Source organism: Paramesorhizobium leguminum (assembly GCF_003217235.1).
Taxonomy (GTDB): Bacteria; Pseudomonadota; Alphaproteobacteria; order Rhizobiales; family Rhizobiaceae; genus Paramesorhizobium; species Paramesorhizobium leguminum.
On the sequence record NZ_QJTF01000010.1, the window covers coordinates 23,587 to 50,448 of the forward strand.

Annotated in this window: 24 protein-coding genes; 10 read left to right on the top strand and 14 right to left on the bottom strand. The window is 58.5% G+C overall.

Going from position 1 to position 26,862, the window contains the following annotated elements:
• Nucleotides 1-55: 55 nt before the first annotated feature.
• The 7 genes from C7477_RS09895 to C7477_RS09930 all read right to left on the bottom strand — a co-directional run bounded on the left by C7477_RS09895 (nt 56) and on the right by C7477_RS09930 (nt 8,362).
• Nucleotides 56-1,774, bottom strand: coding sequence for a thiamine pyrophosphate-dependent enzyme (locus C7477_RS09895; RefSeq protein WP_110751615.1), 1,719 nt, complete (start codon nt 1,772-1,774; stop codon nt 56-58).
• Between the two features lie 151 nt (nt 1,775-1,925).
• Nucleotides 1,926-2,996 carry an ABC transporter ATP-binding protein gene (locus tag C7477_RS09900; protein ID WP_110751617.1) on the bottom strand — a complete coding sequence of 357 codons (1,071 nt, stop codon included), beginning with the start codon at nt 2,994-2,996 and terminating at the stop codon, nt 1,926-1,928.
• 11 nt (nt 2,997-3,007) lie between these two features.
• Nucleotides 3,008-3,799, bottom strand: coding sequence for a carbohydrate ABC transporter permease (locus C7477_RS09905; RefSeq protein ID WP_110751619.1), 792 nt, complete (start codon nt 3,797-3,799; stop codon nt 3,008-3,010).
• Nucleotides 3,800-3,831: 32 nt separating this feature from the next.
• Nucleotides 3,832-4,734 (bottom strand): carbohydrate ABC transporter permease, encoded by a 903-nt coding sequence (locus C7477_RS09910; protein WP_110751620.1) that lies wholly within the window; start codon nt 4,732-4,734, stop codon nt 3,832-3,834.
• A gap of 255 nt (nt 4,735-4,989) precedes the next feature.
• Entirely contained in the window at nt 4,990-6,201 is a 1,212-nt protein-coding gene (locus C7477_RS09920; protein WP_110751622.1) for an ABC transporter substrate-binding protein, read from the bottom strand.
• A gap of 228 nt (nt 6,202-6,429) precedes the next feature.
• On the bottom strand, nt 6,430-7,326 hold the full coding sequence (locus C7477_RS09925; protein ID WP_110751624.1) for a sugar phosphate isomerase/epimerase family protein: 897 nt from the start codon (nt 7,324-7,326) through the stop codon (nt 6,430-6,432).
• 13 nt (nt 7,327-7,339) lie between these two features.
• On the bottom strand, nt 7,340-8,362 hold the full coding sequence (locus C7477_RS09930) for a Gfo/Idh/MocA family protein (RefSeq protein WP_110751779.1): 1,023 nt from the start codon (nt 8,360-8,362) through the stop codon (nt 7,340-7,342).
• A 350-nt stretch (nt 8,363-8,712) separates the two neighbouring features.
• Between C7477_RS09930 and C7477_RS09935 the strand changes: the two genes are divergently transcribed.
• Nucleotides 8,713-9,753 carry a LacI family DNA-binding transcriptional regulator gene (locus C7477_RS09935; RefSeq protein ID WP_110751626.1) on the top strand — a complete coding sequence of 347 codons (1,041 nt, stop codon included), beginning with the start codon at nt 8,713-8,715 and terminating at the stop codon, nt 9,751-9,753.
• Nucleotides 9,754-9,791: 38 nt separating this feature from the next.
• Here the strand turns inward: C7477_RS09935 and C7477_RS09940 are convergent, their stop codons facing one another.
• The gene (locus C7477_RS09940) at nt 9,792-10,436 is read right to left on the bottom strand and encodes a DUF1345 domain-containing protein (protein WP_110751628.1); all 645 of its coding nucleotides are present in this window, start codon (nt 10,434-10,436) and stop codon (nt 9,792-9,794) included.
• 551 nt (nt 10,437-10,987) lie between these two features.
• On the opposite strand from C7477_RS09940, the gene C7477_RS09945 reads away from it, so the two are divergent.
• The 3 genes from C7477_RS09945 (at nt 10,988) to C7477_RS09960 (ending at nt 14,263) form a co-directional block, all read left to right on the top strand.
• Complete coding sequence (locus C7477_RS09945) at nt 10,988-11,755, top strand: YfdX family protein (RefSeq protein ID WP_110751630.1); 768 nt, start codon at nt 10,988-10,990, stop codon at nt 11,753-11,755.
• A gap of 433 nt (nt 11,756-12,188) precedes the next feature.
• Entirely contained in the window at nt 12,189-13,226 is a 1,038-nt protein-coding gene (locus C7477_RS09955; protein WP_110751632.1) for a DUF475 domain-containing protein, read from the top strand.
• Between the two features lie 215 nt (nt 13,227-13,441).
• Nucleotides 13,442-14,263: a DeoR/GlpR family DNA-binding transcription regulator gene (locus tag C7477_RS09960; RefSeq protein ID WP_110751634.1), complete on the top strand. Its 822-nt coding sequence runs from the start codon at nt 13,442-13,444 to the stop codon at nt 14,261-14,263.
• 15 nt (nt 14,264-14,278) lie between these two features.
• On the opposite strand, the gene C7477_RS09965 is transcribed toward C7477_RS09960, so the two are convergent.
• The 5 genes from C7477_RS09965 to C7477_RS09985 all read right to left on the bottom strand — a co-directional run bounded on the left by C7477_RS09965 (nt 14,279) and on the right by C7477_RS09985 (nt 19,573).
• Entirely contained in the window at nt 14,279-15,022 is a 744-nt protein-coding gene (locus C7477_RS09965; RefSeq protein ID WP_110751636.1) for a dienelactone hydrolase family protein, read from the bottom strand.
• 101 nt (nt 15,023-15,123) lie between these two features.
• Nucleotides 15,124-16,326: a plasmid replication protein RepC gene (gene repC, locus C7477_RS09970; protein ID WP_110751638.1), complete on the bottom strand. Its 1,203-nt coding sequence runs from the start codon at nt 16,324-16,326 to the stop codon at nt 15,124-15,126.
• A gap of 216 nt (nt 16,327-16,542) precedes the next feature.
• Nucleotides 16,543-17,544, bottom strand: coding sequence for a plasmid partitioning protein RepB (repB, locus tag C7477_RS09975; RefSeq protein ID WP_110751640.1), 1,002 nt, complete (start codon nt 17,542-17,544; stop codon nt 16,543-16,545).
• A gap of 69 nt (nt 17,545-17,613) precedes the next feature.
• On the bottom strand, nt 17,614-18,819 hold the full coding sequence (repA, locus tag C7477_RS09980) for a plasmid partitioning protein RepA (RefSeq protein WP_110751642.1): 1,206 nt from the start codon (nt 18,817-18,819) through the stop codon (nt 17,614-17,616).
• A 286-nt stretch (nt 18,820-19,105) separates the two neighbouring features.
• Nucleotides 19,106-19,573 (bottom strand): EF-hand domain-containing protein, encoded by a 468-nt coding sequence (locus C7477_RS09985; RefSeq protein WP_110751644.1) that lies wholly within the window; start codon nt 19,571-19,573, stop codon nt 19,106-19,108.
• A 430-nt stretch (nt 19,574-20,003) separates the two neighbouring features.
• Here C7477_RS09985 and C7477_RS09990 point away from each other — a divergent pair, with 430 nt between their 5' ends.
• Genes C7477_RS09990 through C7477_RS10000 form a run of 3 tightly spaced genes read left to right on the top strand, consistent with a single transcriptional unit; the run spans nt 20,004 to nt 23,770 of the window.
• A complete protein-coding gene (locus C7477_RS09990) occupies nt 20,004-20,756 on the top strand; it encodes a gluconate 2-dehydrogenase subunit 3 family protein (protein ID WP_110751646.1) in 753 nt (250 codons plus the stop codon).
• A gap of 6 nt (nt 20,757-20,762) precedes the next feature.
• Nucleotides 20,763-22,529 carry a GMC family oxidoreductase gene (locus C7477_RS09995; protein WP_110751648.1) on the top strand — a complete coding sequence of 589 codons (1,767 nt, stop codon included), beginning with the start codon at nt 20,763-20,765 and terminating at the stop codon, nt 22,527-22,529.
• A complete protein-coding gene (locus C7477_RS10000) occupies nt 22,526-23,770 on the top strand; it encodes a c-type cytochrome (RefSeq protein ID WP_245411797.1) in 1,245 nt (414 codons plus the stop codon). Before C7477_RS09995 ends, C7477_RS10000 begins: the two co-directional genes overlap by 4 nt.
• 2 nt (nt 23,771-23,772) lie before the next feature.
• Here C7477_RS10000 and C7477_RS18750 read toward each other — a convergent pair whose 3' ends face one another.
• Complete coding sequence (locus C7477_RS18750) at nt 23,773-24,066, bottom strand: hypothetical protein (protein WP_146226087.1); 294 nt, start codon at nt 24,064-24,066, stop codon at nt 23,773-23,775.
• 47 nt (nt 24,067-24,113) lie between these two features.
• On the opposite strand from C7477_RS18750, the gene C7477_RS19430 reads away from it, so the two are divergent.
• The 3 genes from C7477_RS19430 to C7477_RS10015 all read left to right on the top strand — a co-directional run bounded on the left by C7477_RS19430 (nt 24,114) and on the right by C7477_RS10015 (nt 26,386).
• Nucleotides 24,114-25,313, top strand: coding sequence for a DUF2778 domain-containing protein (locus C7477_RS19430; RefSeq protein WP_342633271.1), 1,200 nt, complete (start codon nt 24,114-24,116; stop codon nt 25,311-25,313).
• Between the two features lie 77 nt (nt 25,314-25,390).
• A complete protein-coding gene (locus tag C7477_RS10010) occupies nt 25,391-25,771 on the top strand; it encodes a lysozyme inhibitor LprI family protein (protein ID WP_110751650.1) in 381 nt (126 codons plus the stop codon).
• A gap of 3 nt (nt 25,772-25,774) precedes the next feature.
• Nucleotides 25,775-26,386 (top strand): glycosyltransferase family 29 protein, encoded by a 612-nt coding sequence (locus tag C7477_RS10015; RefSeq protein ID WP_110751652.1) that lies wholly within the window; start codon nt 25,775-25,777, stop codon nt 26,384-26,386.
• The last annotated feature ends 476 nt before the right edge of the window (nt 26,387-26,862 follow it).

Below are 26,862 nucleotides of genomic sequence, written 5' to 3' on the forward strand. Positions count from 1 at the left end.
AACTATCTTGGTTTTGTGACGATTGTCCAAGCCAATTGGGGATGCAGCAGCAGCGCTAGTCAGTAAAATTGCTGCGGACCAGATCCAGAACATCGTCGCCCCGTCCGGTGAGAATGGCTTTCACCGAATAGAGGCCGGTATGCAGCACCTGGGCGAACTGGACGTCGGGCGGCATTACCAGTTCGAAGCGATTGACCTTGACGTCAAGCAGCGCCGGGCCCGGCTGCGCCAGCCAGTCCGTTACCGCATCCTGCAACTCATCCGTATGCTCGACGCGGCGGCCATAGAAGCCGATCGCTTCCGCCACCTTGCCGAAATCCGGATTTGTCAGGCCTGTGAACGCGTCGAGTAGCCCTTCGACCTTCTGTTCCAGTTCGACGAAGCCAAGCGACTCATTGTTGAAAACGGCGATCTTGACCGGCAACTTTTCCTGCACCAGCGTCAGCAAATCGCCCATCAGCATCGCCAGGCCGCCATCGCCGCAAAGCGCGATCACCTGCCGGTCAGGATACGCCTTCTGGATGCCGATCGCCTGCGGCATCGCATTTGCCATGGTGGCGTGCAGCAGGCTGGTCAGCGTACGCCGCCGCCCGTTGATGCTGAAATGACGCAGCATCCAGACCAGGGGGCCGCCGGCGTCCGCCGTAACGGCGGCATCGTCGCCGGCAAGCTGGTCGATCGTTTTCACCAGATGCTGCGGATGGATAATGCCGCGACGGCCCGCGCGCTCCTGCTTCGCCAGATTCTGCAACGTTCGTTCCTGATACGCCCGGCAACGATCGAGGAATTTATTTTCCTCGCGCGCCGTCAGCAGAGACAGCAGCGCTTCGATAGTCTCGCGCACATCGCCCACCAGGCCAAGGTCTATCGGATGGCGGCGGCCCAGATGCGTCGCGTCGCAATCGAGCTGAATGATCTTTGCGCGTCCGGGATAAAATTGCGGCCAGGCGAAGTCCGTGCCAAGCAGCAGCAGGGTGTCGCAGGCCAACAGCGCGTGGAAACCTGATTCCACGCCGAACACACCGGTCATCCCCATATTGTAGGGATTGTCCGGCTCGATGAAATCCTTCGCGCGGGACGTGTGTGCGACCGGCGCCTTGATCTTGTCCGCCAAGGCCACGACAAGCGGCCCCGCGCCCTCACAGCCCGCGCCCGCATAGATCGCGACTCCCTTGCCGGCATTGATGAGATCGGCGGCGGCCTGCAATTCGGCATTGGAGGGACGGATGACCGGCTGCGGGTGGTGGGGCCGGAAATCGAGCCGATCCTCCACCTCCATGTTCGACATGTCGCCTGAAACGATAATCACAGCAACGCCGCGTTTGTTGATCGCCGCCTGCGCCGCCAGCGCGGTGACCCGCCGCGCCTGCTCCGGCGAATGGATGTAACAGCAGAAATAGCTGCAGGTCTTGTAGATGGTTTGAAGATCGACCTCCTGGGGGAAATCCATGCCTATCTGCCCCGTGGCAATCTGCGTCGCGATGAGCACGACAGGCGCGCGATTGCGGTGGGCCTCGTAGATGCCGTTGATGAAATGCAGGCTGCCCGGACCGCAGGCGCCGGCACAGGCGGTGAGTTGCCCGGTCAACGACGCCTCAGCCCCCGCCGCAAATGCTCCCGCCTCCTCGTGCCGCACATGCACCCAATCTATATCGCTGCGCCTTATGGCGTCGGTGATGTAATTGAGCGTATCGCCCACGACGCCATAACAGCGCTTCACGCCAGCCTGAGCGAGCGTATCGACAATGATGTCGGCGACTTTCTTCCTGGACATCGCGGTCTCTCCAATGGAGTTGAGCAAATCCAGAAGTTTTTCGCCTGAAAAAATTTAGCAACGCAAAGCAAAACTATGTGATGCAGGCGATATATTAATCGCTGATTTAACAAAAATCCTATATGTATTTTATGCACACTTTATCTGGATATCAGGCCGAAACGGCAAGTTCCGTTTCGCGGTCGAATAGATGGACGTTCTTAAGCGAAATATGGAGACTGGCGGCGGCGCCTTTTTCCACGCCGGGCCTTCCGCCATGCGCCACCACCAAATGCTGCGATCCAACGCTTGCGGTGACGAACGTCATGCTGCCCGTGGATTCGACGCTTTCGACGACCGCTTCCATGGTGAGACCATCGCTGACTGGTGCGAACGACAAATGCTCGGGCCGCAGCCCTGCCCACAAGCGCGTACCGGGAACGAGCTTGCGATCGAGCACCAATGCATCACTGCCGTCTATTGCAAGCGTATGCCCGTCAGGCCCGACCACGACGGGAATGAAATTCATGGCGGGCGATCCGATGAAGCCGGCGACGAATTTGTTGGCGGGCTTGTCGTAAAGATCGAGCGGGCTGCCCTGCTGCTCCACCACCCCTGCCCGCATGACCACGATATGGTCGGCCATGGTCATGGCCTCCACCTGATCATGGGTGACGTAAACAGAGGTGGCCTGCAGCCGCTCGTGCAGCTTGCGAATCTCGCTGCGCATATGGACGCGCAGCGCCGCGTCGAGGTTGGAGAGCGGCTCGTCGAACAGGAACACCTTGGGGTTTCGCACGATGGCGCGTCCCATGGCGACGCGTTGTCGTTGCCCGCCGGACAGGGCTTTCGGCAGCCGGTCGAGGAGACCGCTTAAGCCCAGCGTCTCCGCCGCCGCCCGCGTGCGTTCTGCGATCTCCGGCTTGGGCCGGCGTTTCAGGCGCATCGAATAGTTCATGTTGTGCTCGACATCCATGTGCGGATAGAGCGCATAGGATTGGAACACCATGGCCACATCGCGCTCGCGCGGCGGCTTGCCGATGACGCTTTGCCCGGCGATGCGGATATCGCCCGAACTGGTCTTTTCCAATCCAGCCAAGGTCCGCAGCAAGGTCGACTTGCCGCAGCCGGACGGCCCGACAAGTGCCACGAACGAGCCTTGCCGGATGGCGATGTCGATATCCTTCAGCGCGTGGAACCCTGCATAATGCTTGTTCAGGCGGTCGATCTCGATCTGGAGCATGGGATTATCCCTCATTTCAGCGCGCCGGCGGTGAGGCCGCTGACGATGCGCCGTTGCAGCAGCATGAAAACCAAAAGGATGGGCGTCACATAGATCGCGGCGTAGATCATGATGCCGTTCCAGTCATTGGCGTTCGGCCCCATGAAGGTCTGCAGGCCGACCGTCGCCGTCTGTAACTCATTCTTTGAGATCAGCGAGCGCGCATAGACATATTCGCCGAAGGATTGCAGGAAGATCAGCACGGAGGTGACGAGAATGCCGTTCTTCGCCAGCGGCAGCATGATGTTGAAGAAAGCGCCGATGCGTGACGAGCCGTCAACCAGCGCCGCATCCTCCAGCTCGCGCGGGACCTGCACGAAAGTGGCGCGGCAGAGCACGATATAGAGCGGCAGCATCTTCGCCGTTTGCGCCAGGATGACCGCGAAGCGCGGGCTCGCCAGAAGGCCGATCTGGTTGAACGCCACGAAGATCGGCGTCACCATCAGCGAGGACGGCAGCACCTGCATCATCAGGATGGCGAACAGCGCCATGTCCATCCAGATATTGCGCACCCGCGCCAGCACATAGGCGCAGCCCGTGCCGAGCAGGGTCACGAGAAAGGTGACGCCGATGGCGATGACGAGCGAGTTCCAGATATACCGGCCCATATCCCGCTCCTTCCACACAGCCAGGAAATTCCATTGCGGATTGGCGGGCCAGAAGCTTGGCGGATAGTGGAAGATCTCCGTGCCGTCCTTGAAGGCGGTCAGGTACATCCAGTAGAGCGGGAAGAGATAGACCGCCGTGATAACGAGGCCGATCATGAGAAGAATAGTGCGTTTCACCGGCTTTCTCCTCAATAGCTGTGTTCGTGGCGGGTGGGACGGACATAGACGGCGGCGACCACGATGACGAACAGGATCATCAACACCGAAACCGCGCTGCCGAGCGATATTTCATAGGTCTGGAAGGACAGCTGCCACGACCAGTATTGCGCGACGTTCGAACTATCCGCCGGGCCGCCTTGCGTCAGCGCCGCGATCAGGTCGAATTGCTGCAAGGTGAAGATGATGCCGAGCGAGATGACAGCGCCAAGCTGCGCCCGCATCAGCGGCAGCGTGATCGACCGGAACCGGGTAAACGGCCCCGCTCCATCCAGTTCCGCCGCCTCGTAGACATCGCGCGGGATACCGGCGAGGCCCACCGAGAGGAGGAGCATGTTGAATGGAATGCCCAGCCAGACATTGGCGATGATGACGGCATAGAGCGCGACATCGGGGTTCGAAAGCCAGAAGATGCGGTCATCGGTAATGCCTGATGACATCAATATATAATTGAACACGCCGAAATCGCCGGCGAGCAGCCATTTCCAGATGGCGCCGACGACCAGCGCGGGCATGATCCATCCGGCGAGGAACAGGCCGCGCAAATATGTGGCGCCGGGAAAATCTTGATGAAAGAACAGCGCCAGCCCAAAGCCTATCGATAGCTGGAATACGATGGAGAGCACGACGAACTTCACCGTATTCCACAAGATGAGCGGCGCGACCGGCTGCGACAGGATATCGTAATAGTTCTTCAGGCCGACGAACGGGCGGTTGAACGAGGCGAGCGTGAACAGATCGACCGTCTGCAGCGACATGATGATGTTGTAGATGATGGGGAAGGCGGAAAAGGCCACGAGGTAGACGAGGGCGAGCGCGAGAAGCAGGATATCGAACCCGCTGCCGTCCCGGACCGTTCGGATGATGCTTTGCATGTGGGTCCCTCCTCCCTTGCGGTATTCAAGTGCGATTCCCGTTTGATGGAATCATTTGTGTTCTCACCCCCCTCTGCCTTGCCAGGCATCTCCCCCTCAAGGGGGGAGATCGGCTGACATTGCGCTCTCACCGTCATCTGCAACACCTGCGATTGGAGCCGCCCTCGATGAAGGCCTAATCTCCCCCCTTGAGGGGGAGATGGCTGGCAAGCCAGAGGGGGGTGAGATGCCCCGCAAGCGTTTTCCAATGGCTTGCTACCTCCCCAACACCCCATCGATCTGCTTCTGCGCCACGCCGAGCGCCGTCTTCGGATCGCTCTGGTGCGTCAGAGATGACTGGATCGCCGTGTAGATCGCCTTCGAAATCTTCGGCCATTCCGGATGCGGGCCGCGGTTGCGGGCGTATTTCATGCTCTCCTCGAAGACGGCGTAGATTTCCGGCCATTGCGGCTTGTCCACCTGCACCTTCGCGGCAGGCAGGAAGCCGAAGCGGTTCCAGACTTCAGGCATTTTCGAATGGAGCCATTCGAGCAGGATGAAGGCCTCCTTCGGGTGCTTCGAGTTGGCGAGGATCACATTGTCGCCCTCTCCAAGCGCCGATGCTCGCGGCGCGCCTTCCTGTGGAATAGGGAGCATGGCCGCGCGGTATTCAAACTTTGCTTCCTTGGCCATGCGCGGCATTTCCCAGGGGCCGGAAATGGCCATGGCCGCGTTACCGGCATTGAAGGTGCCGGTGGATTCATATTGGCCCCGGACCAGAGAGTCGGACGAGGCCAGCTTCTCATCGATGAGCTTGCCCCAGAATTCCAGCACCTTGACGCCGCCCTCGGTATCGACCTTGTTATAGTCGCCGCCGGTCATCTGCAGCCAGGGCAGGAACTGGAACGTGCCCTCCTCCGTGGCGACGGCGGAAAAGGCGAGGCCATAGACATTTTTGGCCGGATCGTTGAGCTTCTTTGCCGCCTCGTAGAGTTCATCCCATGTGCGCGGCGGCTTGTCCGGGTCGAGTCCCCCAGCCTTGAACATATCGGCATTATAATAAAGAGCGATGGTGTTGGCGCCGCGCGGAAGACCGTAGATCTTGCCATCCCAGGTGACCGAGGCGAGCGGACCGGGAAAGATATCCTCCTTCTTGACGATTTTCGATTCCGCGATCATCGGCGTCAGGTCGAGCAACAGCCCGCGCGAGGCGAAGAGCGCCACTTCCGGGTTGTCGATATAGGTGACGTCAGGCCCCTCCCCCGTCGCCGCCGCCCGCGCAAGGTCGTTGACCATGTCGCGGAACTGGATGGTCTTGAGGTTGAGCTTGATATCCGGGTGTGCCTTCTCGAACTCGTCCTTCAACAGGTAGATGTACTGGTCCGTTCGGTCGATGGTCCAGATTTCCAGCGTTACCGGCTCGGCTTTGGCGGTCACTGCGGATAATAATACCGCCGCGCCTGCCAGCCATTGTGCGATGCGTTTCATGCTATCTCCTCCTCCTGAAATTCAAGGCAAAGTGCTTGTTTCTCTCCCAATTTCCTCGCTGCACCGCCCCTCACCCTTACCCTCTCCCCGCGCGCGGGGAGAGGGAGACGTCAGCGTCATCACTTCTTCCTTCTCCCCCTGCACATGGCAGAAAGAGGAAGGCTAAACGTTTATGTCCCCCTCTCCCCGTTCTTCACGGGGAGAGGGTAAGGGTGAGGGGCCATCCATTCACGGATTGGCGACGAAATCTCCGCCACGGCATGTCTTCAGATAATTGAGCGCATGGACCTGCCCGGTCATCTCCAGATCGCCGCGATAGACCGGATCGTGCCAGCCCTCGATATCGATCGAGCCCGACCATCCCGCGAGGCGCAGTTCGGAGATCACATCCGTCCAGTTGGTATCGCCGAAGCCGGGCGAGCGCATGAAGACGAATTTCTCCTTGCCGAAGATTCCATGCTCGCGGATCACATCCCAGCGAATGGTCGCGTCCTTGCCGTGGACATGGAAAATCTTGGCCGCCCATTTGCGGATTTGCGGCAGGGGGTCGATCAGATACACCATCTGGTGGCAAGGCTCCCACTCCAGACCCAGATTGTCGGCGGGAACCTCGTTGAACATCATCTCCCAGGCATCCGGGTTATGCGCGATGTTCCAGTCGCCGCTCGCCCAGTTGCCATCCATGGCGCAATTCTCGAAGGCGAGCCTGACACCCTTGTCGGCGGCGCGCTTGGCAAGCTCGCTCCAGACCTTGCGGAATTGCGGCAGGCTCTCCTCGATCGGCTTGCCGCGAATGCGACCGGTAAACCCGGCAATCGTGGTTGCGCCGAAAAGATGCGCATGATCGATCAGCGCCTCCCAGCCTTGTCGTGTTTCCCGGTCGATCTCGGTATCCTCGAGCGGATTGCCGAACATGCCGAGCGTCGAGATGGTGACGCCAGTGTCACCAATCGCCTCTTTCAATTGCGATGCCAGCGCCGGCAGATCCTTGTTCATCACCTGCCAGAAAAACGGCTCGATGCTTTCGAAACCATGGGGCAGGATGCTTTTCACATAGGCGGCGGGATCGGGCGCGTTGGCCTTGATCATCGTGCCGATGCGTATGGACTTTGCCGGATCGCTCAATTTCTGGAACTCCTTAAATCGTAATTTCCACGCGCCGTCCGGCTTCCGCGCTGTCGATTGCGCCGAACACCATTGCGAGGCTTTTGATATTCTCCGCGCCCGCCGTTTCAGGCGCCGGGCCGCCGCGTGTCGCGGCGATGAAATCCTTGAAAACTCCGAGGTGACCGCCCACGCGGTCGGAAGCATCGAGGGGAGGGATCTCGACGGCGGCCACCTCGGAGAACAGGCCGTCTTTGCCGGAGGTGACGGCTTCGGCCTGTATTTGGTCATGCCCATCCCAGACGATCGACCCCTTGCTACCGACGATGCGCCAGGCGCTTTCCCAGCTCGTCCGCAACCCGTCGGCGCACCAGCTGCCGCGATAGGTGAAGATCGCCCCGTTGGAAAATTCGAAGATCGCCGCGGCGGACGAGCCTTGGGCATACCAGGAATTCACCGGCTCCCACTCCCGCGCATAGACGGCGCTTGCCGTATCCCCGGCAAACAGACGCGCTGCGTCGAAGGTGTGGATCGCCATGTCGTGGAAAAGCACATGCCGCATCTCTTCGCGAAACCCACCGAAATGCGGGGCGAGGAAGAAATCGCAATGCAGGCTGGTCACCTCGCCGATGGCGCCCGAACGGATGAGCCGCGCAATGCGCCGGATTTGCGGGACGTAACGCCGATTCTGGACTACCGCATGAATACGCCCCGCCCTCTGCGCCCGCTGGATCAGATCGCGCGCCTCATCCAGCGTTTCCGCCATCGGCTTTTCTGACAGCACATGGCAACCGGCATCGAGCCCGGCGGAAACGATGGCATGGCGGGCCTTGGGGATGGCGATATCGAAGAGAAGATCGGGCCCGGTTTTCGCCAGCACGGCGGCAAGATCGTCGGAAATCATCGCCCCATCGAGGCCGAATTCCCTGGCGCGCGCCTCCGCCCTGTCAGTGGCAAGATCGACGATGCCGACGATGTCGATATCGCCAATGGTCCGGGCTGCCTCGAACCATGCTTTGCTCATGGCTCCGCAGCCGACTAAAACGGCGCGCTGCATTTTCCTCTCCTCCCAGGAAAGCATCATTAGACGGACATGACTCTTGTCCGAAAAGTCTCCAACTTTTCGGGATCATGCTCAAAACGATTGCAAATGCCTTCCGTAAACGTTTACGATTTCATTATAGCGATATGTTTTTGTCAATCCTTCTTTTTCAGATGGAAACGCTGATGTAACTGGAACGCCCCTCATCCGCCTGCCGGCACCTTCTCCCCGTAAAAGAAACGGGGAGAAGGAAGAAGTGGCAACGTTGATGCCCCCTCTCCCCGTTCTTCACGGGGAGAGGGTAAGGGTGAGGGGCAACGCAAACGATTCCATCAAAACAAGAACGGCTCTAAGGGAAAAAAACCGTGAGCATCCGGGACCTTGCCCGCCATCTGGATATTTCCATCGGAACCGTCTCGCGCGCGCTGAACGGCAAGGCGGACGTCAATCCCGAGACGCGCGAACGCGTGCTGGAGGCCGCCAAGCAGCTTGGCTATGTGCCGAACCAGTCCGGCCGCAGCCTTCGCCAGGGAACGACGAACACGATCGGCTTCATGATCGAATCGACCATCGAGACCGTCGATAACGGCGGCAGTTTCTTCATGCCTGTCTTCGAAGGCGTGCAGTCGGTTTTCCGGCGTCATCACCTCGATCTCGTCGCGCTCCTGTGCGGGACGGACGAAGATCCGGCGTCCTATCTCAACCGCGTAGTCGCGCGCCGCTTCGTCGATGGCCTGATCATTTCCGCAACGGCGCGCAGCGATCCACGCATCGATTTTCTGCTCGAACGCAAAATCCCCTTCGTCGCGCTCGGACGCAGTGCCACCAAGGGAGATTATCCCTGGATCGACCTTGATTTCGAAGGGGTCGCGTCACAGGCGGTTCAGCGTCTCGCCGGGTTCGGACATCGGCGAATAGCCATCGGCACGCCGGCGAGCGATATCAATCTCGGTTATCTCTTTCTCGACGGCTACAGGCGCGCGCTGGCGGACCACGGCATCGCTTTCGATCCGGAGCTTGTTCTCCCCGCCAATGGCAATGAAGAGGGCGGCTATCAGGTGGCGTGCGCGCTTCTGGCACAAAACCCGATGCCGACAGCAATCATCCTCGTCAATGAGAACATGGCGATCGGCCTTTACCGGCGTCTCCATGAGGCGGGGATTCAGCCGGGACGTGATATTGCTGTCATCGGCTTCAGGGAGAGCACCCAGAGCCGGTTCCTGTCGCCGACGCTGACCTGTTTCCGCATTTCGCTACGCGATCTCGGCATCAAACTGGCCGAAGCCCTGCTTGCAACTTTGCCGGCATTTGCCAGCCAGTATCCACGAGAAAAAGTGGCGCTGATCTGGCCGATGGAACTGGTGCCCGGTGAAAGTGACGGCCCCATGCCATCTTCAGCCGCATGATCTCACCCGAAAAGTCTGCAACTTTTCGGGATCATGCGTTATTGCCCAAGCGAAACGGCAACATTAACGGCGGCGGCGACGAGCACCATGTTGAAGAAATAGGAGACGATGCCGTGGATCAGATTGGTCCGCCGCATCTCGCTGGTTGTGATGGCCGTATCCGATGTTTCCGTCGCCATGCCGATCACATAGGCGAAATACATGAATTCGAGACCGCCCGGCTCCTTGTCGCCCTGAAAGGCGAGACCGCCGGCATGTTGACGCCTTTTGCCGCCATTCCCCGTGCCGGCCTCGCGCCAATACACATGCCCGTAATGGACCGCCGCCATCATGTGCAGCGCCAGCCAGCCGAGCGGTACGGCGGCAAGCGTCAGGCCGAGTTCGAGCGGGTCGAAACGCCGGGGGGAATTGATGAGCACGAAAAGCGAGCCGACGGCGACGACGACCGCGCCGAAGGTGATGGCGAAGATGAGCCAGACCGGCTCATCGAACCGCGCTATACGGCCCTTAAGCCGTTCGGGCGTCAATTTCAGCATTTTTGACAATGTTAACGCCAGGTAGATGATGAAAAACACATCGACCGTGGCCGCATAGGCGATATGTGGCGCGAACATCACGCTGGCCACCAGCACGAGGAATCCGATGGCGGCGGCGAAGTAAAATGAATTATGCCTGCCGGTCAACTCATGCTCCGCTTGGAATTTTCAAGGATCGAAACCAGAATTAAGCATTAGAGCCTTCAATAATAGTTTACGATACATCCAAATTAGTTTCGCATCCAAAATATCGTTTTCCGGCCCGTCTGGTTAACCTTGACCGCCCTCCCAACGCCATTGCCGGAAGGCATGCGTGGCAGGAAGTTCCGTGCGCGCCTGACACCAGACGGCCCGAATTTTTCCATATCGGAGCGACAAAACCGCCCTTTTTCGGGAGCCTCTACCGTCACCGAAGCGCAGCGTTCGTGGAACCAATCATGGAACCATAAGTGCGCTTCGCACATTTTGCCCTTTGGCGGGGGTTATGGCCTGGCTTCGAATAGCTCCATTTCCCACCCAAGTCTTGGGAGAGCTGAAAATGAGAACAGTATACGTTTTCCATAAAATAGCCTCCTTCCAAGTAATTTCGCAATAATAACTGCAGCATGGAGGATTAACTATGCGGCCAGAACCATGATTTACATCAGTTTTTTTGTGAGAGAAAAGAACATTTACTAAATTCAAAACGGAGTTGTCACATGAAACTGAGAAAAATTTCTGTTTATCTTCTGTCCGCGACATTCCTGTTTGCCGCTCCCGTGGCGCAGGGTTTTGCTCAAACGGAAAATCCGGCCCAGACGCAAAATAAGGATGCTGCAGCCAAGCCAGCCGATGCCGGCAAGCTCTCCCCCAAGCAGCTCGCCGCGATGAAGAAGCTGGATGCCGTCTCCGAGGAAGGCTATGCCGCCGTTCGCGGAATCGCTCTCGCGCGGCTGGCGATTTTCCAGGGCAAGCCCGACGAGGCGAAGACCATTCTGACGGCGGTCAGGCAAAACATCGAGAAGGCTCAAGGCAACACCGCCAGCCTGGCGGATAAGCTGACCCAGGCAAACAGCCCGAAAGACGAGATCGACGCCGTAAAATCGGGGCAGGTTCCGATCGATTTCGCTGTCGGCATCAATGATGACTACACGATGACGCCCGAGAATGCGAAGCACCTCGAGAATGCCAACAAGCATTTGGGCAGTGGCAAGACGCAGGAAGCCGTTGAAGAATTGAAGCTTGCCAACGTCAATGTTTCGGTCACCGAGACTGATGCGAAGCTTCCCGTTCTTGCCAAGGTCGTCGCCACGGCGCTCAGCGACCTCGACAACAAGAACTATTATGAAGCCAATCTGACCCTGATAAAGGCGGATGATGCGATCACCTCGCGTTCGATTACCGAGGATGAGCCGGCCTCGAAGACACCGGGCACCGGAACGACGCCCGCTCCGGCTCCTGCTCCGGCGGCAAAGCCCGCCCAGTAATCAGGGCGAACGCAATCAGGACAGGCGGCTGGCAATGGCTGGCCGCCTCCCTTCGTACGCGGGAGTTCGTGGCATATGTTGAACAGCCTATAGAGCGGTTCATCCTATTGCGCCGGGACAAGAACCGCACTAAGTAAAAACGCACCCCGCCCTCTAGAGCGCCGCGTCCAATTGGACACGCAAACGACGCTCTGGCACTTTGAAATGCTGCATGATTTTTCCTTAAATCGATCCCGGATTTAAGGAATTATGCAGAGGCATCGGACCGCGGGATGAGTATTGGTGCCGGGCCCCTCTGGCGAGAGTTTACGGCGCTCTCGTGATGTCGGTACCGCCAGCAAAATCAGGCCGGCGGATTAGCAAATATGAAAACTTGTCTCATGCTCGATGCATGCGCCCTCTCACGCGCGATAACTTTTGGGGAGGGCCGTTCATGATCCTTCATTATTTCAAATGGGCTTTCATCGTCACCGCCGTGGGCCTGGTGCTTGGCGCCTGGCTCGGATGGCAGTCGAGCGGAACGCTTGCAGGCGTGGGCGCGGCTTTCTTTATCTGCGCCGTACTCGCGGTGCTCGAAATCTCACTCTCCTTCGATAATGCCATCGTCAACGCCAACAAGCTCAAGGACATGACGCCGGTCTGGCAGCATCGCTTCCTGACCTGGGGCATCGTCATCGCCGTCTTCGGCATGCGGATCGTCTTTCCGCTCCTGATCGTCGTCATCGCCGCAGGCATCGGGCCGATTGAGGCAATCAAGCTGGCCGCCACCAGGCCGGAGGAATATGCCCGCATCATGAACGAGGCGCATCTGCCGATCGCCGCCTTCGGTGGCACATTCCTGATGATGGTCGGCCTCACCTATTTCTTCGACCAGGAAAAGGACGTGCACTGGATCCAATGGCTCGAGAGCAAAATGGCCCGCTTTGCCACCATCAAGGGCATCGAGGTCGCCTTCGTGCTTGCGCTCATTCTCGGCTTCTCCAGGCTCCTTCCGGCGGAAGAGACCGACACCTTCGTCTACGCGAGCATTTATGGCCTGCTGACCTTCCTCTGTGTCGAGGTCGTCGGCGGCCTGCTCGATGCATCCGAAGAAACGATGAGCGCGGCGGCCAAGGGCGGGCTCGGCGCCTTCCTTTATCTGGAAGTTCTCGATGCCAGCTTCTCCTTCGACGGTGTCATCGGCGCCTTCGCGCTGACGCAGAACCTCTTCATCATCGCCATCGGCCTCGGCATCGGCGCGATGTATGTGCGCTCCATGACGGTCATGCTGGTGGAAAAAGGGACGCTCGCCGAATACCGCTATCTGGAGCATGGCGCCTTCTACGCGATCCTGATCCTTTCGGTCGTCATGTATTTCCAGACGCTGATCCACATCCCGGAAGTCATCACCGGCCTTGGCGGCGCGGCGCTGATCGGCATCTCGCTCTGGTCGTCGATCCGCTACAACAAGCGGGAACAGGCTGCGGCGTAAGCAACACCGGTTTCCATCTTGGCTTTCAGAGCGGTCCGGCAGGAATGCCGGGCCGCTTTTTCTATTTCCGCGCGTAATCTTTCCCGGAGCGCCTATTAACTTTCCCGCATCATGTTCTAGAAATCCCCAGGGAAAGCGGGCGAATCGAAGGGCGTGTCATTTATCTGTGACGCTATGTCGATTGCTGTTCGCAGGATTTAAATGGGGCCTGACACATGCATATCGATGACCTGAACGAGGATGAAGACGGCAAGAAGGGCCGTCGCCAAGCCTACCTCGTTCGTTACCTCGCGCAAAACCACTATATCTCGCTGGAAGAGATCGCCAGCCGCTTTTCGGTGACGACACAGACCGCGCGTCGCGATATCATGGCGCTGGAACGCCAGGGCAAGGTCCGCCGCCTGCATGGGGGCGCTGTCGCCTCGATACCGCTCGATCCGGTGGTTTACCGCCAGCGACGGATCGTCAATGCCGAGCGCAAGGAAGCAATCGGTAAGCGTGTGGCCGAGCTCCTGCCCGACAATGCCTCCATTTTCATCGACACCGGAACAACCTGCGAGGCGGTAGCGCGTGCGCTCGTGGCGCGAAAGGGCCTGCGCGTCGTCACCTACAGTCTCCGCGTGGCGACCACCTTGAGCGAAGCCACGGATTTCACCATCGCCGTGCCGGGCGGCTTTGTCCGGCAGGTGGATGCCGGCGTATTCAGCCAGAACAGCCCGGAATTCATCAGCGCCTTCAAGTTCGATTACGTCATTATTTCGGTTAGCGGCATCGATGACGAGGGCGATATCGGCGATGATGATTATGCGGAAGTTGCAGCCGTTCGCGCGGCGATGCAGCAAGCAGGCCGCGTGATTCTCGCCATCGACTCCAGCAAGTTTGGCCGGCGGGCGCTGGTGCGTCTCGGTTCTGTTAGAGAGGCGGATATGATCGTCACCGATGCGAAACCCGCCGATAACCTCCTGCAGATATTGGAGCAGAGCCGCACGGAATTGCACCTTGCGGAGGCGTTGACTGGGAATGTCGGGCAGGGATAGGCGTCAACCCCAGGATTATCGTGACAATTGTGCGGCCAGGAAGCGAGCCGCGTTTTCATGCGCGGCGCGCGCCTGTGATGTCCCTGATTTCAAAAAGAAATCATGCGTACCGCCCTCGAAAATGGCAAGGCTCGCCGGTGAGCCGGTGCTTTGCGCCAAATCGCGCAATTTCTTTCCGGCGTTGAGAGGAAAAACGCGATCCGCGCTGCCCCAGATCAGATGGGTCGGCGGCAATGATTGTATCGGCTGGGAATAGCCGTTCGGGAGGCCTCCATCGACAAGCACCAATGCGCCTATGTCCGATTGACCTGATGACGCGACGATGGCTGTCTGCGCACCGAACGATATGCCGAGCAGACCCACACGGCCGGCATAGCGCGGCTGGCGGTTGAAATAGGAAATCACACCACGAACCGCCGCAATCCAGTCAGGCCGCCGCTTTGCGTAGTAATCAATGCGGGTGGATGCGCTGCCCGCGCTCAGGATGGCGTCTTGATCGGTTGGGGAAAGTACGTGAACAAGATATGTGTCGAGGCCCGCCACATGGAAGGTTCGTGCAATTTCGTCATAGACGGATGCGTTAAAGCCCTTGCTGCCGCTCAAAATAAGCACAGCCGGGCGCTGCTTTGTATTACCGGCAAAACCTTCTACCTGGACCTTCCCGCTGGACGTATCGAGGGCGATGTGTTGGCTGTTCCCCGCGTGGGCGCTTCCCAATATGATGATGGGCAGGAACAGAACCGTCACAAAAAAGCGCATGGAGGTCCTAAGATTGTTTAGACCTGCCGGCTTCCTAACGGCGCTTTTACACCATATTTCATAGACCAACCGCCGCGCCTGTCGGAGAAAATTTTCCTCTTTCATTCAATCACCCGCGCCGCTGTTCCGTTTGCCTTCAAAGCGGCCCTGATCATCGGCCCGACGGTGAACTCCCCAGCCCTCCCCTTGCGGGCCAGAACACGCAGATATCCGCCGGGAGATTTGATGTGCGAGGCTCGCTGCAGAATGCATGCGATGGCGGCGGCAGTGTTTTCGGGACCGAGATTCAGCATGGCTTCCTCATAGACCGGGGCTGAAATGCCGAGATAGTTTTTGACCTGCGCCGCCGTCGTCGCCAGGTCGCGCCAACTATCGATGCGGTGCGGTGCGTAATCACCGATTTCCGGGCAAGCTCGCAGTATGAGCTCGATCGGATAGGATGATTTTGCAATCTGGCGATTTTCTACCGGATTTTCCTTCAAATCCTTTTCCATGCCAGATTCAGATTCAATGTAGGTTTCTGTGTTTGAATTAGATTGCTGCCGCTCATTTTGGGATTCACTGCCGCTTATGTTTTGTTGATTCACGTGCGTTTGCAGCAGTTTGGTGATGGCGCACCGCAGTTCCTGAAGTTCAGCCGCGATCCGTTCCAGCTCTGCCCGTTCAGCGCGCCGGGGGATTGCCTCGACGATGCCCCTGAAGCGCTTCCACAGCACGTCCCAATGGCCGGAAATGCCTTCCTGTGCGGCCGCCTCGATCAGTTTCTGGATGTCACGGCGGTGGAGCGTGATTTGCTGCCGTGCATGGCGTAGCGCCTGGGCTTCGGCATGAACCTGTTCCGCGATCCGTTCGAACTCGCCGGCCCGGGCAAGCAACGGCGCCAATGAGAAGCCGAAAGCCTCGCCAATCTCCCCTCCCCTCCCCCGGCGCGCATATCGCTTGCCGTTCGGGCTGTCGCGCCGGAGGATCAGGCCGCATTCGATCAGCGCAGCGATATGCCGGCGCAGCGTCGCGTCAGCCATGCCGTGGGCTCGCGAGGTAAGCTGTGCATTCGATGGAAAGACGACCAGGCTGTGCTCTTTCGAAAGGTTGGTCTCGGGATAAAAACTCACAAGCGCGTCCAGAACGGCCAGTGAGCGGTCGGAAATGCCGATGGCCGCCTTTCCCGCGCAAAGCCAGCGGCACACTTGCCATTTATTGATCGCTTTGCCCTCAAGCGCTTCATGCGCATTGATCTGACTTGTCAACATGGCAAGCGTCATCGATCGCCGCCCGAAAGGCGTCGTTATGTTGTCTATCTCCATTTTCCTTCACCTTCTTCAAGGCAAAAGAAATCCGCTCGCCAGATGACGCTATAACTTTGTTTTAGTCGCACGACCTTATCCGAAAAGTTATGCAACTTTCCGAGATCGCGCGTCTAAGACTCTTGACAGTGATTCGTGGAAATGAGATTCTCTGACTGCTTACATCTGAGAAGGGCTTCCACGACTGCGTCGCTGGGGGCCTTTTTCTTTTGCGGGTTAGTCTCCTATTTTCTTATTCGTATCCGATTGCCGGAATTCTTCGTAAAAGCGATCGAGATTTGTCGCCAGATATTCACCGAACCGGCTGGCATCCCGTGCTTTCAGCGCCAGATTGAACGCTTTACCGGTATTTCGGATGTCGCCGGTCACCCGATTGTCCGCAGCCGACCATGCCCGTGCCGGGCGAGGCTGAATCGCCTTCCTGACAGGCTTTTTGCCCGCGCCGCTTAAACGGCCGAACAGCAGGTCGAACCGCTGTTCCTGTTCAGCTTCCGCGAACTCAGGGCTGGTGACGATGGCTAAAGCGGCCCCGGTATTCGCCGGGCGTTCGATGAGTTTGCGCAAATCGAGCCAGCGGTCACGTCCGACGCCCTTTGCCGGACCGATTGCTTCGATGATTTCCGCTGGAATTGCCTTCGGAATGGTCAGCATCTTGCTCAGCGTCTGGTAATCCACCGATAGCGCGGATTGAATGGTCTCGCGCCCGTAACCGAGCTGCTCGAGCCGCTCGGCGAATAGAACACGCTCGATGAATGTCAGATTGGCGCGAGCGGCGTTCTCCTGCCCCTGCGCGATGATGTGATCGATATCGGCAAGCGCCTTGATGATGGCGCGGACCGGGCGGCCAAGCTCCCTGGCGACGCGGAGGCGCCGGTGACCGAAGACGATCATATAGCGGCCATTGTGCTCGGGATGCGGGCGAATCAGCACGGGTGTGTCCTGCCCCCTCTCCCTGATAGCGCTCAGGAGTTCCTGATAGGCCTCGTCGTCGGCCTTCATGCGGTCCGCAACGAATGAGCCGTCGATCAGATCCGGTTTGATTTCAACAATCGTCTCGCCTTCGGTCAGTCTCGAAGCTTGCCGGGCAAGCTCGTCGATCGAGGAAGAGATGGACTTCGCCGCGCCGAATTTCCGGACGGCGGACTCCTGCCCGGCATCCTGGACAGGCTCATCCGGCTCCGCGTGCATCAGATTGTTGAAAATATTCTTCCTGGCCATTTCGCTATCGTCTCTTTTTCTGCCTATCCATCTGTTTCTTCATCAAAAATCCCATGATTAGACGGCGGTCTATCTGGTTCTGCCCCACGCCTGATGGATAAGTTCGCGAATTTCCGAATTGACGGCCTCCAGCGATTCCATCGCGCGCTCGTAGGTTGTTCGGGTCATTGCGGATTTATCGACCTCGTAGAGCGTCTGCTTGGTCAGGCCGGCATCGGAAACCGCGGTGGATTTAAGCATCGGGGTCTTCAGCATTTGCTTGGCGAGCATGGACTGCATGAAACCGACCATCTGCGCCTGGGGAACATCCATCGGCTCATACCGTGTGATGAGATAGCGGAACCAGTCGAGATCGACGGCGGCCCCTGCCCTGCGGATGGTTTTCAGAATATCGCCGAGCATCAGCAGAAACTGCGACATTGACATGAGGTCGAGCATCTGTGGATGGACGGTGATCAGAACCGACGTTGCCGCGGCAAGTGCGGTCAGCGTCAGATAGCCAAGCTGTGGCGGGCAATCGACGACCACGATATCGTAGCGGTCATCGACCGATCGAAGCGCCGCCTCGATGCGGTTCCAGAAGGTCTTTCCTTCGGTGGAGCTCCGATCCTGCATGGCCAGCGGTGTGTCGTATTCGTACTCCTGTAATTCCAGAGATGCCGGGATGATATCGAGCCCGGGGAAATTGGTAGGGCGGATCACGTCGACGATGGGCTTGCGCTCTTCGTCATAGCGGATCGCCTCATAGAGCGACGGATATTTATCCAGTTCCGGCTGAATGCCGTGGAGAGCGGAGAGCGATGCCTGCGGATCGAGATCGATGGCGAGGACGCGATGACCGGTGAGGGCCAGATGCTGCGCCAGATGTGCGGCGGTCGTGGTCTTGCCGGAGCCGCCCTTGAAGTTGACGACTGCCACGACTTGCAGTTTCTCACCATTTCTGCGGTGCGGGACATATTTCTTTACATCCGCGCGGCCGTTGCGGTCGAGATAATGGCGAAGCTCCATGATCTGCTCCGCTGAATAGGTGCGCCGTCCGCCGGCATGGATGTGAGGTTCCACACCCTTCCCTTCCAGGTGCAGCTTTTTCAGGTTGCTGGTCGATACGCCCAGGAAGTACGCTGCCTCGGCAAGTGAAAACTGGCGCAGATTCTTCGAGGCATTGGGCGGAAATGTCTCCAGGCGCAGCTGATTGAGCCGCTTGGATATCTCCCGTCCCTGGGACAGAATGAGATCGTCAAACGGCGCTTTTTGCTGTGGAGCGGAAAAATTCATGTATCGGAACCTTGAAGTAACGGCATTCGAGCGATTTTCGCTCTAGTGCCGTCATTATGTCCGATTCTCGTGAGGCCGCAAGAAGTTTTAGGTTAATAAAGGGTTAACACGAACGCGGCGGCCGCCGGAACCGCCAATCTTTTTCCGAAAATCATCCAAGCCATTGAAATTGCGTTGGTAATCAGGAATTAGACGGCAGTCTAACCGCTGGATGATGACTTGAGGCGAGACAATAAAAAAACCCGGGCAGCGAGCCCGGGCCAACAGCGTCCTTTGCTGCTTTTTGTCAGTGCATTTCCTTCATGGGGCGCTTGCCGTGATGCTGGCCATGGTGGGGGCGTTTGCCTGCGCGCATCTCCTTGCGGCTAAGCTTGCCGTCGTCATTGCGATCGAGCGCCGCGAATTCCTTTGCCCGCTGCTTTTCCACCTCCTCGAGCGTGACCTTGCCATCGCCATTGCTATCAAGGCGGCGCTGCATCCGGTCGGCGGCGCGCGCCGCCATGCGCTTCATGGCGAGCGCTTCGAGTTCCTCATGGGAGAGGGTTCCATCACCGTTGCTGTCGGCGGATTTCAGTTCGCCCAGCCTGGAAAATTTCGCGAGATCGACAGGCTCGTTGTTGGTATGTTTGCGGGTCTGATCAGTCATTTCGACCTTCGCGTCGCCGGCGTCCGGCTCATTGTTATCCTGCGCGAGAGCCGGCGCTGCAAACACAACGGAGGTGGCAAGCACGATATATACTGAAAGCGCTTTCATCTATTGAACTCCTTTTACCTATTTCAGATGCGTGGCCTTTGGGGCCATGCTCAAACGCCATCCAACCGGCGCATGGGCAATATTTGGCTGAGCCAGGTGAACCCTGAATGAATGGCGTTATTAAAGATTTGTAATGAATTTTACGGGTTTGCGGACTGCGAGAGATGCTCCGGCGCCCGAGGATATGAACGTGACAATTCTACCCCTGCCGTTTTTCCGTCCCGAATTGGACTGACACTGAACCAATAACAATTGCAATAAGCCTCTATAAATGGGCTGTGTCCTTTAATAATCTACGCCTAGTAATGAGTGTATCACCGCAATACTATAGTCATCAACGGAGAAATACACATAAATATTTATTTAATATATTGAGTTTTGCTTGATTCGTCTTGTAGTTTCCGTCAGCCACTCCAATCGGGGGAAGCCGATGATGAAGACTTTTGATTCCAGCCTGAGCCGGCGGCAATTCCTTGGGTCCACCGCCGTGACCGTTCTTTTCGCTTCGACGCCGGATGCTCTGGCACGCTCCATTTCCGGGCGTCTGCCATGGAGTCCTTTCGCGGCCAATCCGCCGACGGCGGTCCGTCCGGGGCCGTGGCTGTTCTTCACGCATGACGAGGCGGTAACGGTTGAAGCCATCGTCGACCGGCTCATACCTGCCGACGACTTGAGCGTCGGCGGCAAGGATGCCGGTTGCGCCGTTTTCATCGATCGCCAGCTTGCCGGCTTTTTCGGCAGCGCGGAGCGGCTTTATATGAAGGGACCTTTCACCAAGGGAACGCCGCAGCAGGGGCTGCAATCGCCGGTTCTGCCGACGGAGCGCTACCGCGCCGGTCTTGCGCTTCTCAACGAATATTGCCGCAATACACATGCAGGGAAGAGCTTCGTGGAACTTGGCGCGCAAGAGCAGGACGAGGCTCTGCAAGGGCTGGAGCAGGGGAGCGTCAATCTGGGTGGCTCCGATGGCAAGGCTTTTTTCGAGCTTGTCCTGCAGAACGCGATGGAAGGGTTCTTCGCCGATCCGATTTATGGCGGCAACAAGGATATGGCGAGCTGGAAGATGATCGGCTTTCCCGGCGCGCGCTATGATTATCGCGACTTCGTCACCCGGCACAATGAGCGCTATCCGCTTCCCCCCGTCAGCATCATGGGCCGTGCTGATTGGGGCGGGAAGGGGTGAGCGGGAATGGCCACGAAACTTCCCCGCAAGGATGCCGTCATCATCGGGCTCGGCTGGACCGGATCGATTCTCGCCAATGAGTTGACGGACGAGGGGCTGGATGTCGTCGCCATCGAGCGCGGCCCCTGGCGCAATACCGCGACCGATTTCAATGCCGGCTATATGCAGGATGAATTGCGCTATGCGATCAGAAAAGAGCTTTTTCTGAGACCCGCGCAGAGCACGCTGACATTTCGCAACAATGCCGGTCAGGAAGCGCTGCCGGTTCGCGAGTTCGGCTCCTTCCTGCCCGGCAATGGCGTCGGCGGCGCGGGGGTACACTGGAACGGGCAGAACTGGCGCTTCCTGCCCAGCGATTTTCGCTGCCGCAGCCATCTCACGGAACGCTATGGGGCAAAATTCATCCCTCAAGAACTGACGATCCAGGATTGGGGCGTCACCTATGAGGAGGTGGAGCCCTATTACGACAAATTCGAATATCTCACCGCCGCTTCCGGCAAGGCGGGCAACATCGCCGGCAAGATTCAGCAAGGCGGCAATCCTTTCGAGGGGCCGCGCTCTCGCGATTATCCGCTGCCCCCGCTCGATATGGCCTATGGGCCAACCTTGTTTGCCGAAGCCGCCCGCGAGGCCGGTTTTCATCCCTTCCCGCAACCGGCGTCCAATGCGTCGCGCAGCTATACAAATCCGCTCGGCGTGCAGATGGGTGCGTGCAGCTATTGCGGGTTTTGCGAACGCTTCGGCTGCGCCAATTACAGCAAGGCAAGCCCGCAGACGACCATTCTACCGGTGCTGATGCGCAAATCCAATTTCGAGTGCCGCACGGAATCCGAAGTGGTCAGGATCAATCTGGACAGGTCCGGCAAACGCGCCACGGGCGTCACCTATGTCGACGCGCAGGGGCAGGAATGGGAGCAGCCGGGCGACCTCGTGCTCGTTTGCGCCTTCATTCTCTTCAATGTGCATCTGCTGCTCGTGTCCAAGATCGGCAAGCCCTACGACCCGAAAACGGCGAGCGGCACGGTCGGGCGCAATTACGCCTACCAGACCATGGGAGGAGTAGAATTGTTCTTTGATAACAAGAACTTCAACCCTTTCATCTCAACCGGCGCCATGGGGCAATGCATCGACAATTTCAACGGCGATAACTTCGATCATTCCGGTCTCGGTTTCGCCGGCGGCGCCGTCGTCATGGCCAATGGGACCAATGCGCGCCCCATCCTGACGCGCCCGACCCCGCCCGGCACCCCGCGCTGGGGCGCGACATGGAAGAAGGCCACAACCGACAATTATCTGAGCAGTCTCTATATCAGCGCGCAGGGCGGAAGCTATGCCGTGCGCGGCAATTACCTGGACCTAGACCCGACCTACAAGGATCGCCTGGGCCGTCCGCTCCTGCGCATGACGTTCGATTTTCCCGATAACGACATCCGCATGATCCATTATGCGGTCGACAAAGCGGTAGAGATCGGAAAGATCATGAACCCGCGCCAGATCGTGCCGCATTATCCGGCAAAGCCGTACAGCATCGTTCCCTATCAGACCACGCACAATATCGGCGGCGCGATCATGGGTAGTGACCCCTCGACGAGCGTCGTCAACAAATATCTGCAGAGCTGGGATGTGCCGAATGTCTTCGTCGTCGGTGCGTCCGCCTTTCCGCAGAATTCCGGCTACAATCCGACCGGCACGGTCGGCGCGCTGGCATATAAAGCCGCGGATGCCATCCGCACCCTCTATTTGAAGAACGAAGGTCCGCTGGTGCCGGCATGAAACCAATATTCGCGCTTTTGCCGCTTGTGATGGCGGCCATTCTCGGTGCAAGCCTTAACGCGAGGGGGCAGGTGGCGACGGATAGCCAGTCCTTCGAGCAGATCGAGCGCGGGCGCTATCTCGCGACGATTGGCGATTGCGTCGCCTGCCATACGGCGCCGGGCGGCAAACCCTATGCCGGCGGCCTTCCGATCGATACCCCGTTCGGCAAGCTGGTCTCGCCGAACATCACGCCGGACCGGGCAACCGGCATCGGCGCCTGGACGGACGACCAGTTCGTGCAGGCCTTGCAGCAAGGAATTTCGCCGCGTGGTCATCTCTATCCGGCGATGCCTTATCCCGCCTACACAAAGGTGAGCCGCGACGATATCATCGCCATCCGCGCCTTTCTCAATACGCTACAGCCGGTGACCAACCATCTTGATCTGAACCAGCTTCGTTTCCCATACAATATTCGTGAGAATATGAGGGCGTGGAACGCGCTCCATTTCACGCCGGGCGAATTCAAGCCGGATCCAGATAAATCGGCCCAGTGGAACCGTGGCGCCTATCTGGTCGAGGGGCTTGGCCATTGCGGCACCTGCCATACGCCGAAAACGCCGCTGGGCGGAGACAGGAACAATGATTTCCTGCAAGGGGCGACGCTTCAGAGCTGGTTCGCCCCTGATCTCACCAGCTCCATGCGCAAAGGGCTTGGCGGCTGGTCGCTGGCGGATATCGTTCAATATCTCAAGACCGGCGTGAACAGGCATACGGTGGCTTCGGGCCCGATGGCGGAAGCCATCACCAATTCCACGTCAAAGCTTCAAGATCAGGATCTGATGGCGATTGCTACCTATTTGAAGGATTTGCCGTCTGATAGCGCCACGGCTCTTGTGCCCGTCGCGGCGGACGACAAGCGCATGGTGGCGGGCAAGGCGATCTACCAGGATACATGCAGCGCTTGCCATCAGGAAACGGGGGAGGGGGCGCAACATCTCTTCCCGGCGCTGGCAGGGAACGCCGTTGTTCAATCGGCGAACCCGACGACGCTCATTCGCGTCGTGCTCGCCGGATCGCAAGGAGTGGCCACGGCCGCCGCTCCGACGGCGCCGGCCATGCCCTCCTTCGCATGGCGGCTCAGCGATGAAGAAATTGCCTCGCTCCTGACCTATGTGCGCAACAGCTGGGGCAATGCGGCAGCACCGGTCGAGGCAGCCGAGGTGACGAAGCTTCGCCAAACCCTCACCACCGTTCCATAATTTTATACCGACAGGCGCGGCGGTTTGTGAGCATTTTCCTTTCCAGAAGCGCCGCGACCATTTTGCACTTTTTTACAAGGACGGCTCTCCACCGCGGAGCCCAAAATAGGCCATTTCCCGCACGTACCCTTGGCCAAGGATATTTTCTGCGCCCGCAAAGCAAAAATTAACCATATTTGCCCATCTTTTCTCATAACTTCGGTCAAGATGGAGGAGCCCGGATATCCCGCAACGGCGATTGTTCGCCGGTTTAGAGCATGGTCCCGCAGAGTTGCAGACTTTTCGGAATTGATCATGCGGCTAATCACCCTTGCGGGATGGATCGGGCTTGTGTGTGCGTTTGGTGCGTAAAGTCGTTCGTTGTCAGTCCCTGCCTCACTCCTTGGGCCGCGTGGTGCGCCCGCTCTTGATCGCTTCCGGCAGCGCCGCTTTTGCTGGCGCGACGCTTTGGTCGGTCATTGGCATGATGGCGGTGAGCAACCCGATTACCGGTTCGAGCCATTATCTCCCCAAGCCACAGCTTTCTTCGGTGAAGAAAATGCGCACACAGCCATTGGATCAGCAGGCACGGGGCAGTATGGCGAAAAAGCTGCTCGCCGAGGCTGAAACCGCCATTGCCATGATGAACCCGGTCGTCGATGACGAAAAGACCGGGCGCCCGATAAAGCAGGCCGATTCCATGCGGATGGCCGGCGCGCCGGCGTTGGACCGGTTCGGGTCGCGGTCCATGGCTCACCCGGATAAACCTCAGATATTGCTCGCCTATGCCGGACGCCCTTCAAACAGCGCGGCGCGAGCGGCATTGTCGGCCTTGTTGGCGCCATCAGGGAAAGACAGTCCATCCGCGACGGAGGCCACTGATGATTTGGAGCAGGCGGAGGCGGAACTTCCGGACAATATTCCGCTACCGCAGCTTCGCCCGCTTGGCGAGATCCGCAAACCCGCTCTCGAAGGCGCCAAGGCGCTTGCCAGGGCCGCCGTACCGCCGGCATCCGGTGACGAGGATCGCGAAACCGCGAAGCCGCAGCTCATCGCCTATGCGCGCCCGAACGCTCCGCAGAAGGGGAGTGGTGGCCTTGGCCAGACGTTCCGTGATCTGTTCGGCAACCGGCCCAAGGCGGGAAACGGCATCGCGGTTTATGATATCAGCGCGGCCAAGGTCTATATGCCCGACGGCAGCGTACTCGAAGCGCATTCAGGCATTGGCAAGATGGCGGACAATCCGCGATACGCGCATGTCAAGATGAACGGCCCGACCCCGCCGCATACCTATAATCTCAGGATGCGGGAAAGCCGCTTCCACGGCGTCGAGGCGATCCGCATGTTGCCCGTCGATGGGAAGAACAAATATGGCCGTGATGGGTTTCTCACCCACAGCTATCTTTTGCGCGGCGGGCGTGAGGAATCGCATGGCTGCGTCGCTTTCGAGGATTATGACCGCTTCCTCAATGCATTCAAGCAAGGCAAAGTGAAGCAGATGATCGTAGTGCCGGGCCGGGGAGAGGCGACCATGCGCCTCGTTTCCAATGGCGGCAGGGTTTAAATATCGCGATTATCGCTTCCTTTACGGCTGATGCCGCAATTTTATGTGGGCGTGTGGAAGAAAGAGGCCTAAGTGCAATGATCCGAATGTCGCTTGCCGCCATTCTCCTTGTTCTTTCCGCTCTGCCGGTGCCGGCGCAGGACGCAAGCATCGATTGCAGCAATGCGATAACGCAGGCTGCGATGGATAAATGCGCGTCCCGCCAATATTGGTTGGCCGATGCCCAGCTCAACACGGTCTACAAGCAGGTCAGGGCGACAATGCAGGCAAAGGACAGGCAAGCGCTCCTTCAGGCGCAACGCGCCTGGGTCCGCAGCCGTGACCGGGAATGCGCCGTCAGCGGGATGGCGGCGGATGGGGGGACCATGCAGCCCTTGCTGATAATTTCCTGCATGACGCAAAGGACGACCGACCGCACCGCGGAACTTGAAAAGCTCCTCCCGCCATCCGGGAAATAATTCATGTCTCGCCGTACCATCATGATCGTCGGCAATGGCAGCGTGCCGGAAGGCGCCGCGGCGAAAATCGATGCGGCCGATACCGTGATCCGCTTTAACGATTGCCGTTCGGTTGGCCCAAGCGGCAGCAAGACCGATATCGTCGCCGTCTGCAATACAGGCCGTCCGGCGCGCTCGATGCTTGAAGGCGGCTGGAAGACCAACGCGGCGGTGTGCCGGGCCAAAGAGATATGGAGCGTGCGGTCAGCTGAAAAATTCAGCAAAATGCGCGCCGGGTTGATCGAAGCCTATCCTGATCTGGGTGACTTCTGCGACGATTATACGCGTGATTTCGCGGCTTATGCGGAAATGACTGGCCGGCTTCACCGCGTTCTTCCGGCGCATGTGCATGAGCAACTCGACCGCGATCTGGCTCGCTTTTCGCCGGCACCCTATGTTGTGCCGTCGAGCGGCATGGTGGTGATCGCCGCCGTTCTCTCAGGTTTCGCGAAACGGGAAGATGACGTGATGCTGACTGGCTTCGATCATGTTGGCTGGGAATTGCACCCTTTCACCGCCGAACGGCGGCTGGTCGAGACCTTGATTTCCCAAGGGCATCTGCGGCGCCTCGCCTGATGTTTTCAGGAGGGGCGGGGCATCTCTGCAGTCCATGCCAGGTCATGTGATTTCGTTCGGAGATTATTTGCAAAGGCGGAAATGAGAAATCAAAATATAGTTTGGTTTTACTTTAAGTAATTTGCGACTTTTATGTAACATAAACAGTCGAATAACCATAATGTACATAATCTCTTCGATGGTCGGCGTCATCTATGCTATACGCGAGTCGTTGGGTTCAAATTTGGCTCCTCCCTGAACTCAATACTGAGCATGGCGCCTCCTCCCTGCCGTGTTCAAAAATATGGCCCGCTGCATCCTCCTCCCGCAGCGGGCCTTTTTATTGGCCGAACAGCAGGGATTTTTGGTGCAGGTGAGGAATTTTTAGCGAGAGCTGAAAACAACAACACCCGCCGCGGGAGGAGGTGCGGCGGGTGTGTTAGGTTAAGGCCAGCTTGGGAGGAGGAGGCGCCAGCCTTAAATCGCTTGGGTTTGGG